Annotated in this window: 10 protein-coding genes; 9 read left to right on the top strand and 1 reads right to left on the bottom strand. The window is 35.9% G+C overall.

Going from position 1 to position 12038, the window contains the following annotated elements:
- Positions 1-31: 31 nt before the first annotated feature.
- The 3 genes from pfkA (at position 32) to ACEPXD_RS12525 (ending at position 3259) form a co-directional block, all read left to right on the top strand.
- Entirely contained in the window at positions 32-991 is a 960-nt protein-coding gene (gene pfkA / locus ACEPXD_RS12535; RefSeq protein WP_391116382.1) for a 6-phosphofructokinase, read from the top strand.
- Between the two features lie 38 nt (positions 992-1029).
- Positions 1030-2790 (top strand): pyruvate kinase, encoded by a 1761-nt coding sequence (gene pyk, locus ACEPXD_RS12530; RefSeq protein ID WP_391116380.1) that lies wholly within the window; start codon positions 1030-1032, stop codon positions 2788-2790.
- Positions 2791-2866: 76 nt separating this feature from the next.
- Positions 2867-3259 (top strand): FxsA family protein, encoded by a 393-nt coding sequence (locus tag ACEPXD_RS12525; protein ID WP_391116378.1) that lies wholly within the window; start codon positions 2867-2869, stop codon positions 3257-3259.
- Here ACEPXD_RS12525 and ACEPXD_RS12520 read toward each other — a convergent pair.
- Complete coding sequence (locus ACEPXD_RS12520; protein WP_391116376.1) at positions 3243-4205, bottom strand: AI-2E family transporter; 963 nt, start codon at positions 4203-4205, stop codon at positions 3243-3245. The two genes, ACEPXD_RS12525 and ACEPXD_RS12520, sit on opposite strands and share 17 nt — an antisense overlap.
- A gap of 199 nt (positions 4206-4404) precedes the next feature.
- On the opposite strand from ACEPXD_RS12520, the gene citZ reads away from it, so the two are divergent.
- The 6 genes from citZ (at position 4405) to pnpS (ending at position 12030) form a co-directional block, all read left to right on the top strand.
- On the top strand, positions 4405-5523 hold the full coding sequence (gene citZ, locus ACEPXD_RS12515) for a citrate synthase (RefSeq protein ID WP_391116374.1): 1119 nt from the start codon (positions 4405-4407) through the stop codon (positions 5521-5523).
- A gap of 80 nt (positions 5524-5603) precedes the next feature.
- Positions 5604-6869, top strand: coding sequence for an NADP-dependent isocitrate dehydrogenase (icd, locus tag ACEPXD_RS12510; protein WP_391116372.1), 1266 nt, complete (start codon positions 5604-5606; stop codon positions 6867-6869).
- A 76-nt stretch (positions 6870-6945) separates the two neighbouring features.
- The gene (mdh, locus tag ACEPXD_RS12505) at positions 6946-7884 is read left to right on the top strand and encodes a malate dehydrogenase (protein ID WP_391116370.1); all 939 of its coding nucleotides are present in this window, start codon (positions 6946-6948) and stop codon (positions 7882-7884) included.
- Between the two features lie 1375 nt (positions 7885-9259).
- A complete protein-coding gene (locus ACEPXD_RS12500) occupies positions 9260-9727 on the top strand; it encodes an enoyl-CoA hydratase (protein WP_391116368.1) in 468 nt (155 codons plus the stop codon).
- A 54-nt stretch (positions 9728-9781) separates the two neighbouring features.
- Complete coding sequence (locus ACEPXD_RS12495; RefSeq protein ID WP_391116366.1) at positions 9782-10498, top strand: response regulator transcription factor; 717 nt, start codon at positions 9782-9784, stop codon at positions 10496-10498.
- Positions 10495-12030, top strand: a complete 1536-nt coding sequence (gene pnpS / locus ACEPXD_RS12490; protein WP_391116364.1) for a two-component system histidine kinase PnpS — start codon at positions 10495-10497, stop codon at positions 12028-12030. Before ACEPXD_RS12495 ends, pnpS begins: the two co-directional genes overlap by 4 nt.
- Positions 12031-12038: the final 8 nt, after the last annotated feature.

Here is a 12038-nt window from a genome sequence, read left to right as displayed (position 1 = left end):
TTATTAAATACATAGAGTGGAGGGGAAATTTTTGAAACGTATAGGTGTTTTAACAAGTGGTGGCGATGCTCCAGGGATGAATGCAGCGATTCGTGCTGTAGTGAGAAAAGCAATCTATGAAGGGTTGGAAGTAGTAGGGATTTTTCATGGATACCAAGGACTAATTGAGGGGAATATGGAATTACTAACGTTAGGATCAGTTGGTGATATTATTCAAAGGGGTGGAACCAAGCTTTTCTCCGCACGCTCTCTTGAGTTTCGAACGGAAGAAGGACAACAAAAAGCGGTTGAACAGTTAAAAGCAAATGGAATTGAAGGGTTAGTTGTAATTGGTGGGGACGGTTCTTATCGTGGATCCATGACGCTAACGAAAAATGGTTTTCCATGTGTTGGTATTCCAGGAACAATTGACAATGATATACCAGGCACAGATTATACACTCGGTTTCGATACTGCTTTAAATACAGTGATTGAATGTATAGATAAAATAAGAGATACTGCAACTTCTCATGATCGCACATTTATTATTGAAGTAATGGGTAGGGATGCTGGTGATTTAGCTTTATGGGCTGGACTTGCAGGAGGAGCAGAAACGATTATTATTCCGGAAGTAGAATTCGACATGGAGGAAATAGTCGAAAAATTAAAGAGTGGTACAACTCGTGGTAAAAAGCATAGTATCATAATTGTTGCAGAAGGAGTCATGAGTGGTTCGGAATTTGCTTCTCACCTTATGGCGCATGCTAATATTGACACTAGAGTATCTGTATTAGGGCATATTCAACGAGGTGGTTCTCCAACTGGCCGCGATCGAGTGTTAGCTAGCTTATTTGGAGCTAGAGCAGTCGAAGTATTACTTGCAGGACATGGAGGGCGTGCAGTTGGCATACAGAATCATCAAGTGGTAGACTATGATATGAATGAAGCATTTGAAAAAGGCGAAGATTTTGATTTATTAATGTATCAATTATCGAAAGAGTTATCCATTTAGTAGAATGGAAATAACTTTTATATAGAGAGGACAGGACAATGAGAAAAACAAAAATAGTATGTACAATTGGACCCGCAAGTGAATCAGAGGAAATGTTACAAAAACTGATTGAAAGCGGTATGAACGTTGCTCGTTTAAACTTTTCACACGGAAATCACGAGGAACATGCTACAAGAATTCAAAGAATTAGAGAAGTATCAAACAAATTAGGAAAAATTGTAGGGATATTATTAGACACAAAAGGCCCTGAAATCCGCACACATAAAATGGAGAATGATGGTATTGAGTTGGAATCAGGTCAAACAATCGAAATCTCAATGGTCGAAGTATTAGGAAATAGTAGCCGTTTTTCCATAACGTACGAAAAGTTAATCGAGGATGTACAAGCAGGTTCTATTATATTACTGGATGATGGGCTAATTGAATTAATCGTTACAAAAATTAACACGAACGATGGAGTTATAACAACCTTTGTCCAAAACGCAGGGACTTTAAAAAACAATAAAGGTGTTAATGTTCCAGGGGTATCTGTGCAGTTACCTGGTATAACGGAAAAAGATTCAAAAGATATTTTATTTGGTATTGAACAAGGTGTAGATTTCATAGCAGCATCATTTGTTCGACGTGCAAAAGATGTATTGGAAATTCGGGAGCTCCTTGAAAAGAATAACGGTTCTCATATTCAAATTATCCCTAAAATTGAAAACCAAGAAGGCGTAGATAATATTGATGAGATTATTCAAGTATCGGATGGTCTAATGGTAGCAAGAGGAGATCTTGGAGTAGAAATTCCTGCGGAAGAAGTTCCATTAGTTCAAAAGAGCCTTATTCAAAAATGTAATGCCGCAGGTAAGCCAGTCATTACAGCTACTCAAATGTTAGATTCCATGCAGCGTAACCCAAGACCTACTCGTGCGGAAGCAAGTGACGTAGCGAATGCGATATTAGATGGAACAGATGCTATTATGTTATCGGGTGAAACGGCGGCGGGTTTATATCCAGTAGAAGCTGTACAAACAATGGATAAAATTGCAAAAAGAACGGAAAATGCGGTAGATTATCGATCAATCGTTACGAAGTTAAGTAAAGCACGCGAAGTAAACTTAACTGATGCAATTGGTCAAGCCGTTGCTCATACGGCGATAAATTTGAAAGTAAAAGCGGTTATTGCGCCTACTGAAAGTGGACATACAGCAAAAATGATCTCTAAATTTAGACCAGGTGTTCCAATTATTGCAGTGACTTCTTCTAGTGTGCCTTCTAGAAAGTTAACACTAGTTTGGGGCGTGTACCCTATTGTTGGTAAGAAAGCTTACTCGACGGATGAAGTATTAGAAGTGGCAGTCGAAGAAAGTATTCTTCATCATTATGTGACACATGGCGACTTAGTAGTCATTACAGCGGGTGTTCCAGTTGGTGAGGCAGGTACAACTAATTTAATGAAAGTTCATGTTATTGGCGACATGGTTGCTAAAGGACAAGGAATTGGCAAGCTTACCGCTTTTGGGAAAGCAGTTGTTGTTAGTAATGCACGAGAACTTCTTGGAAAAGACACCTCTGATAGTATCATTGTTACAGTTGGTTCTGATCGGGACATGATTCCTGCTATTGAGAAATGTAAAGGACTCATTACAGAAGAAGGTGGACTAACTAGCCACGCTGCTGTAGTTGGACTGAGTTTAGGTATTCCTGTAATTGTTGGTGTTAACAATGCTACTAGTTTAATCAGGAACGGACAAGAACTTACGATTGATGCTGAAAGTGGTGTTATTTACCACGGTAAGGCAAGTATAATTTAACCAAAAGTAAACCTTATCTAAAAATTGCCTCACCATAAAAGGTGAGGCAATTACCATATATATGGAGGGTGAATACATGAAATGGATTATAAGTTTATTTATTGTCATTCCAGTAATAGAATTATATATTTTACTTTTATCCGGTAAAACCATCGGAGTAAGTAATACATTTCTTCTCATTTTAGCATCCGGAATAATAGGAGCTTACTTTGTAAAAAGACAAGGAATGAAAGCATTTAGAGAAGTTTCAGAGAGTATAAAAAATCATCAAGCACCTGGAGAAGCAGCTATCAATGGAATATGTGTTTTTATTGGTTCTGTATTAGTCATTTTTCCTGGTTTTATATCAGATATTATAGGTCTATTACTTTTGTTTGGTCCTTCCCGAAATCTATTTAAACCACTAATTTATAAATGGATTCGTAAAAAAATGAAAAAAGGTCAAGTGATTGTCATGAAGACTTTGTAAAATCTATCCATTTGTTTGCGATTAAATAAATGAATGGACTAAATAATATTCCTATAAATCCAAATATTAAAATGGCTGCCGCGCTTAGAAAGAATACGTGGACAGCCTTTATTTGCATAGAGGAAGACCATAACATGGACTCCACAATATGCCTAGTCAACTGAACAAATACATATAGCAGTAAGATAATGATCCCTACTGTATGTTGATTTAGTAAAAAAAAGTAAATACTAAGTGGTATCAATATTAAGCCAGTCCCAAGAAAAGGTATGCTATCAACTAAGGAAATTAAAAAAGCATACTTTAGTGGTTGATGCAGACCCAAAGCGGTGAAACCAATAGTTAGTAAAATAAAAGTTAATAAAAATAGTTTCACTTCTACGGAAATAAATTTGTTCATAACCCCAGAAGACTTCTTCAAGGCTTTTTCACTAAAACCTCTTGTTTTTTTCGGAAGGTATACTAAAAACCACAGTCGATTTTTTAAAGATTCATGTAACGATAAAAATAATCCCATACTAAAAAGAAAAAGTTCAAAAAAATAGGAAGGTAAGTGAGTAATGTAAATCAATAGATTATTCATTAAATTATTTAATATAGTTTGAAATTCCTCTTCAAACATTGAAAATATGGGAAGTCTTTTTAACTCGATAACCGGTAATTTTACAACATGGCTATGAATAAGTGGTATTAAATCAATAAGAGTTTGTACTAAAAAGAATAGTAATAATAGAATCCCTGTTAATATGAGGAATTCCGTTAGCAGAACACTTAAGATTATTGGGATCTTGAACTTATTGTAAAAAAAATTAGTAATAGGGTGTAAAAAATATCCGCATAAAATCGCTAGAGCTAAAGGGTATGCAATTAATAATATTAGTATAATAATTCCAATTGGTATCCACTGAGAAATAATTTCTTTCTTATTTATTTGAAAAGCAATCATTTTCACCCAATCTTTTCAACTATTTGGAAGCTAAAACACTATTTTTTAATATTTTTAAGCGTTTTCATTCACAAAATCGCCCAAATTGATTATAATACAATAGTAAGCATGAATAAGGTACATTTCATAACCAGATAGATCATTATTCGCTGACTTAGGGAGACAAAGTATTTATTCTGGACAAGAAGGAGAGATTTTTATGACAGCAACTACTCGTGGTTTAGAAGGTGTTGTAGCAACGCAGTCTGCCATCAGTTCAATTATTGATGACACACTTACATACGTTGGTTATGATATTGATGATTTAGCAATAAATGCAAGCTTTGAAGAGGTAGTATTTCTACTATGGAATAAACGCCTTCCAAAAGCGGATGAACTTGCAGAATTAAAACAACAACTGGCTGATAATATGTCAGTTCCTCAAGAAATACTTAACCATTTCAAAACTTATCCAATCTCAAAAGTTCACCCTATGTCAGCTCTTAGAACGGCTGTTTCTATGCTTGCATTATATGATGACGCAGCAGAAGATATGTCTGATGAGGCGAACTACTTAAAAGCCGTTAAACTTCAAGCTAAACTCCCAACTTTAGTGACAGCATTTTCTCGAGTACGTAAAGGACTTGATCCGATTGCACCTAAATTAGATTTAGGTTATGCTGCAAATTTCATGTACATGCTATCAGGTGAAATGCCAGAAGAAATTGAAATTGAAGCATTCAACAAAGCATTAGTTCTCCATGCAGATCATGAACTGAATGCATCAACATTTACAGCTCGTGTTTGTGTTGCAACCCTTTCTGATATGTATTCAGGTGTGGTAGCTGCTATTGGTGCTCTTAAAGGACCATTACATGGTGGAGCAAACGAACAAGTGATGAAAATGTTAACTGAAATTGGTTCAGTCGACAACGTAGAAGACTTTATTAATGCAAAACTTGCAAACAAAGAAAAAATTATGGGCTTTGGTCATCGTGTGTATAGAAAAGGCGATCCAAGAGCAAAACATTTGCGTGAGATGTCTAAAAAATTAACAGCTCTTCGCGGAGAGTCTAAATGGTATGATATGTCTGTGAAAATTGAAGATATCGTAACTGGTCAAAAGAATTTACCGCCGAACGTTGACTTCTATTCAGCTTCTGTATATCATTCTCTAAATATTGATCATGATTTATTTACACCTATTTTTGCCGTATCACGTGTATCTGGTTGGACCGCACATATTTTAGAGCAATATTCAGATAACCGTTTAATTCGCCCACGTGCAGATTATATCGGACCTGGTATGCAAAAATATATCCCAATTGAAGAAAGATAATAAAATTTTCTTAATGGATTAGGGCTGAAACACTTTTGTGTTTTGGACCCTATGATTATGAAAGTAGGAGGAAATGACAAATGACAACAGGTAAAATCACAGTTGAAAACGGTGTACTTAATGTACCAAACACAGCAATAATTCCTTTCATAGAAGGAGACGGAACAGGTCCTGATATTTGGGCAGCTGCATCACGCGTTTTAGAAGCTTCTGTAGAAAAAGCGTATAATGGTGAAAAGAAAATTGAATGGAAAGAAGTACTTGCAGGTCAAAAAGCATTCGATCAAACAGGCGAATGGTTACCACAAGAAACTTTAGATGTTATTGATGAATATTTAATCGCTATAAAAGGCCCGCTTACTACTCCAATCGGTGGTGGTATTCGATCATTAAACGTAGCGTTACGTCAAGAACTTGACCTATATACTTGCCTACGTCCAGTTCGTTATTTTACAGGAGTACCTTCTCCTGTAAAACGTCCTGAAGATACAGATATGGTTATCTTTCGTGAAAACACAGAAGATATTTATGCTGGAATCGAGTATGCAAAAGGTACAGATAATGCAAAAAAACTAATTGACTTTTTACAAACTGAATTTGGCGTTAAAAACATTCGCTTCCCAGAAACGTCGGGTATTGGTATCAAGCCGATTTCTGAAGAAGGAACGAAACGTTTAGTACGTGCAGCGCTTAACTATATTATTAAAGAAGGTCGTACTTCTTTAACATTAGTTCACAAAGGTAATATCATGAAGTTCACGGAAGGTGCTTTCAAAACTTGGGGTTACGAAGTAGCTGAACAAGAATTTGGCGACAAAGTGTTTACTTGGAACCAATATGACAAAATTAAAGAAGAACAAGGTACAGAAGCTGCTGATAAAGCACAATCTGATGCACTTGCAGCTGGTAAAATCTTAGTGAAAGATTCAATCGCTGATATCTTCTTACAACAAATTTTAACTCGTCCTAAAGAGTTCGATGTAGTAGCTACTATGAACTTAAACGGAGACTATATTTCGGATGCTTTAGCTGCTCAAGTTGGTGGTATTGGTATTGCTCCAGGAGCAAACATTAACTACGTAACTGGACATGCAATTTTCGAAGCTACTCACGGTACAGCTCCTAAATATGCTGGTTTAGATAAAGTAAATCCATCTTCTGTAATCCTTTCAGGTGTATTAATGCTTGAGCATCTTGGATGGAATGAAGCTGCAAAATTAATCATGGATTCAATGGAAAAATCTATTGCTGCTAAAGTTGTTACTTATGACTTTGCTCGTTTAATGGACGGGGCAACAGAAGTTAAATGTTCTGAGTTCGCTGATGAATTAATTAAAAACATGTAATCAGTAATTGAAATTTGTTTTTTTTAGAGAGGGTATCCCCCTCTCTTTTAACATTTGAATAAAGGAGAGATTTCAAATGACAATAAAACGAAATAAAATCTCAGTTATCGGTGGCGGATTTACAGGAGCTACTACTGCATTCTTATTGGCTCAAAAAGAACTTGGAGATATCGTATTAGTGGACATTCCACAAGCTGAAAATCCAACTAAAGGTAAAGCTTTAGATATGGCTGAAGCTGGTCCAGTTCAAGGTTTTGATGCTAACATCATTGGTACTTCAAACTATGAAGATACAAAAGACTCAGACGTAGTAATTATTACTGCTGGTATTGCCCGTAAACCAGGTATGAGCCGTGACGATTTAGTTCAAACTAACCAAAAAGTAATGAAAGCTGTAACTTCTGAGATTGTGAAACATTCTCCTAACACAATAATTCTAGTATTAACTAACCCAGTTGATGCGATGACTTACACTGTTTATAAAGAATCAGGATTACCTAAAGAACGAGTAATCGGACAATCTGGTGTACTTGATACAGCTCGTTTCCGTACGTTTGTAGCACAAGAACTAAACCTATCTGTGAAAGATGTAACTGGTTTTGTACTTGGTGGACACGGTGATGACATGGTTCCTTTAGTAAGATATTCATACGCTGGTGGTATTCCGTTAGAAAAGCTAATTGACGCTGCTCGTTTAGAAGAAATTGTTGAACGCACTCGTAAGGGTGGAGCTGAAATCGTTAACCTTCTTGGAAATGGTTCTGCTTATTATGCACCAGCTGCATCTTTAGTTGAAATGGCAGAAGCGATTTTAAAAGATCAAAAACGAGTACTTCCTTCCATCGCTTATTTAGAAGGAGAATATGGTATGGAAGGTATTTATCTTGGAGTACCAACTGTATTAGGTGCTGGCGGTATCGAAAAAATCATCGAATTAGAATTAACAGAAGAAGAAAAAATGTTGTTGAACAAATCTGCTGAATCAGTTAAAGCAGTAATGAACGTTTTAGCTTAATGCAAATAATATGAATCGAGCTGAATATACCTGCTCTATTTAGACTGTAGACAATCTCGATATTAATCGAGATTGTCTACAGTTTTTTTAAAGAGATAAGAAAGTATATGGATTTTCGTCCTGCGAAACCAGTGTTCCTAGTACTTTAAAGAATTAATTAATACCGCGGATTTCCGTTTCAGGTGGAAGCTTTCCGCGGGGTGAGCGATGAGCCGTCACCGCCGCATTCGCGTCGTTTGCGATGTCTCATCTGTCTCCGAGGAACGAAGGCTAAGAGCGCCACATCGTGTGGCAACGCCTTCGTGACCAACATCCTGTTGGCCTCCGTCTGGAGTCGCCACCTTTCACTACAATCCATTAAGTGAGTAGTTCCTAATAAGAAAGTATATGAAATTGATATACTAGAAATCCAGTATTCACAAAGACTTGAAGTGATTTTAATGGTGTCTTCCTTAAGCAGGATTTCCTATATGTTTTTACTTTTATCGTACATAGGATACGTGAATCAGTGGGTAGATGATTAGAGTTTGTGGAACCTGACAAAATAGGTAGTATTCTTTGATAAAGAAGCGCTGAGCGGACGAAATTGCATCTTCGCCCGCTTTTAAAAGAATAGGTAAGTATTTATTCTCTCATTAACCAAAACAAATGCATTATGTCTTTACATATTTCAAGAAGGCGACGGACAAACAACCGCCACAAGATTACCGAAAAAAGTGGATGTAGAAGTGACGCAGTCACTTCTACATCCACAAAAATTCCCATGGTAATAGTGTAGCCGATGTTTCGTCCAAAGCACTCTAGAAATAGAGAAGACAAAATGCACTTAAAGGACGCTTGCATTTTTCTTAGAGTTAAGAAAGTATATGAAATTGATATACTAGAAATCCAGTATTTACAACGACTTGAAGTGCTTTTTAATGGTGTCTATCTTACGCAGGATTTCCTATATGTTTTTACTTTTATCGTACATAGGATACGTGAATCAGTGGGTAGATGATTAAAGTTTGTGGAACCTGACAAAATAGGTAGTATTCTTTGATAAAGAAGCGCTGAGCGGACGAAATTGCATCTTCGTTCGCTTTTAAAAGAATAGGAAGGCATCTAATCTCGCATTAACCAAACCTTATTTACCTTGTCTCTACCAATTTCAAGAGTGCGACGGACAAATACCCGCTACAAGATTACCAAAAAAAGAGTAGCTGGAAGTGACGCGGTCACTTTCAGCTACACAATTCCAACGGTAATAGTGTAGCCAATGTTTCGTCCAAAGCACTCTAGAAATGGAGGGGACAAGGTGCACTTAAAGGGCGCTTGCGCTTTTCTTATACTTATTGTTAAGATATAAGTAGTATACTGATTGGGGGATGAATTGTTGTTATTAGGGAAAACAATCAAAATAGGTAGGAAGATTGAAGAACTCTATATAGGCGAGAAATTAACCATTACTGAAAAGATAGAAGACAAAGATTTACTTCTATACTTAGGGTTAACGAATGATAACAATCCGTTGTATATACAGCATGATTTTGCGTCCAAAACAGTTTATGAAAAACCAATTGTTCCAGCAATTATGTTATGTGGGATTATAACATCTTCTATTTCAAAATATTTACCCGGACCAGGATCCCATATAACGAAACAAATATTAACTTATCCAAAACCAGCGTATCATTATTCTGTTATTGAGTTCACTTTTGAGGTGAAAGAAATACATATAAAAGCAAATAATGCGATCATTCATATTACTGCTATAAATGAGGATGACCAAACAGTAGTAGATGGGACATTCCATGTTTCACCACCAATGCTAGAAGATCAAGATGCTAAAAATGGGAAGTGATTTTTAGTCGGTTGATTTGGGATGGGGGTTTCAAATCAAATTGGGGGTAATAAAATGAAAAAAGTATTAGTTGTAGACGATGAGAGTTCAATTGTAACATTATTAAAATATAATTTAGCAGAAGCAGGATTTGAAGTAATGACAGCTAGCGATGGTCGTGAGGGTTTAAATCTTGCTATAAATAACCATCCAGATGTTATCGTGTTAGATTGGATGTTACCATATATGGATGGTATGGAAATATGTAAAGAGCTTCGAATGAAGAAAATTCAAACACCAATTATCATGCTTACTGCAAAAGATGAAGAGTTTGATAAAGTGTTGGGTCTTGAATTAGGAGCAGACGACTATATGACAAAACCATTTAGTCCAAGAGAAGTAACAGCGAGAGTTAAAGCGATGATTCGACGTTCTGGCATGTCATCGGAAGCACTAAACTCGGGATCTAAATCGTCCGAAGAGTTATATATATATGGCGCATTACAAGTTTTTCCGGATCGTTTTGAAGTATTACTAAACAATAATCCTGTTGAATTTACGCCAAAAGAATTTGAATTACTAGTTTATTTGATCGAAAATAAAAATAGGGTATTGACTCGAGATCAGTTGCTGAGTGCCGTGTGGAATTATGACTTTGCAGGTGATACCCGAATTGTGGATGTTCATATTAGTCATCTGCGAGACAAAATAGAAGAAAACAGTAGAAAGCCAATATTTATAAAAACAATACGAGGTCTTGGGTATAAATTTGAGGAGCCTAAGACTCAATGAAAACGTATAAATCACGAATTTTGCGTACTTATTCAATATTAATCGGAGTAATATTAGCTGGACTAGGAATTGTCCTTGGACAGCTTTTTCCAATTTTTGTTGAACACTCCATAAATAATGTAATGTCCGCGAAACTTGAAAAAGTATCCAACTATTTAAGTGCTACTAATCTTCCAAAAGAAGAACAAAATAATATCAATGAAATGATGTCTTCAATCTTGCGAAATGATTCCATTTTTAGTGTGCAGCATTCCGTTTGGTTACTCTTGTTTTTTTCGTTATTAGCAACTTATCTTTTGGCTTTATTTCTTGGGGCACGTATATTTAGAAAATATGCTCAACCCATTGATCATCTTACCGAAACTGCGATGGAACTTGCTAGAGGAAACTATCGAATTAGAGCATTCGAAGATGATTTTTCTGGTATGTCTAAGTTAAGTAATTCCATCAATATTCTTGCACGAAATTTACACGACATTTCTATTATGCGTGAAACGGAAAAAGAGCGATTAAAAACGTTAATCGAAAATATGGGCAGTGCTTTAATTATGATTGATGGAAACGGAATTGTGACTATTGTCAATCGTTCCTTTTTAGACCAATTGCAACTATCATTAGAAAATGTAGATGGTAAGCTTTTTCGTAAAATAGGGTTGCCTCATAACATAGAAACATTTATTGATAAGCTCTTTTTAACCGAATCTTCTAACCGGGAACAACTTCACATTCAAAGAAATCTTCATACATATTATATGGATGCATATGGTGCTCCTGTAATTGGGGAACATGGAAGATGGCTAGGGATTGTAGTGGTCATGCACGATATAACAGAACTTATAAAACTAGAACAAATCCGCAAAGACTTTGTTGCCAATGTTTCCCACGAATTAAAGACGCCAGTTACTTCAATAAAAGGATTTTCTGAGACGTTATTGTTCGGTGCATATAAAAACGAAGAAACCTTGCTATCTTTTCTAGAAATTATTCATAAAGAAAGCAATCGATTACAAATGCTTATTAATGATTTGCTGGATTTATCAAAAGTTGAACAAGTTGGATATAAAGTAAACATAAATAAAGTGAAACTTAGTGAAATTCTCATTCGTGGTCTTGAAATGACTACGCATTTAGCTGAAGAAAAAAATATAATAATTGAAACAATAGTAGATGAAAATGTTCATGTCTTAGGGGATAAAAATAGACTTATTCAAATAATGATGAATCTACTTGCAAATGCTATTACGTATTCTCCCGAAAATACAACTATACGAGTGAATATCTATAGAAGCAAAACGTTCGGGGTTTTCCAAATCCAAGACGAAGGAATAGGAATAAAAAAATCAGAGATTAATCGAATATTTGAGCGCTTTTACCGTGTTGACCGGGCGAGAAGTAGGAATTCTGGTGGTACAGGCCTTGGACTTGCAATTGTTAAACATCTCGTTGAAGCACATCACGGATTAATAAAGGTAGAAAGTGAAGTTGGGAAAGGTACAATATTTACTGTATCTATTCCAATTGTTAAAAGTTAACGGAGGTC

Origin of the sequence: Psychrobacillus sp. L3 (assembly GCF_042945595.1) — a bacterium.
In the GTDB taxonomy this organism is placed as follows: Bacteria; Bacillota; Bacilli; order Bacillales_A; family Planococcaceae; genus Psychrobacillus.
Note: the sequence above shows the minus strand (reverse complement) of the source record. Positions and strands in the feature narration are given on the sequence as shown.

What these genes read in the sequence shown, in the direction of transcription:
- pyk (WP_391116380.1), top strand. Translation starts at nt 1,030, where the DNA reads ATGAGAAAAACAAAAATAGTATGTACAATTGGACCCGCAAGTGAATCA.
- ACEPXD_RS12525 (WP_391116378.1), top strand. Translation starts at nt 2,867, where the DNA reads ATGAAATGGATTATAAGTTTATTTATTGTCATTCCAGTAATAGAATTA.
- ACEPXD_RS12520 (WP_391116376.1), bottom strand. Translation starts at nt 4,205, where the DNA reads ATGATTGCTTTTCAAATAAATAAGAAAGAAATTATTTCTCAGTGGATA.
- citZ (WP_391116374.1), top strand. Translation starts at nt 4,405, where the DNA reads ATGACAGCAACTACTCGTGGTTTAGAAGGTGTTGTAGCAACGCAGTCT.
- icd (WP_391116372.1), top strand. Translation starts at nt 5,604, where the DNA reads ATGACAACAGGTAAAATCACAGTTGAAAACGGTGTACTTAATGTACCA.
- mdh (WP_391116370.1), top strand. Translation starts at nt 6,946, where the DNA reads ATGACAATAAAACGAAATAAAATCTCAGTTATCGGTGGCGGATTTACA.
- ACEPXD_RS12495 (WP_391116366.1), top strand. Translation starts at nt 9,782, where the DNA reads ATGAAAAAAGTATTAGTTGTAGACGATGAGAGTTCAATTGTAACATTA.
- pnpS (WP_391116364.1), top strand. Translation starts at nt 10,495, where the DNA reads ATGAAAACGTATAAATCACGAATTTTGCGTACTTATTCAATATTAATC.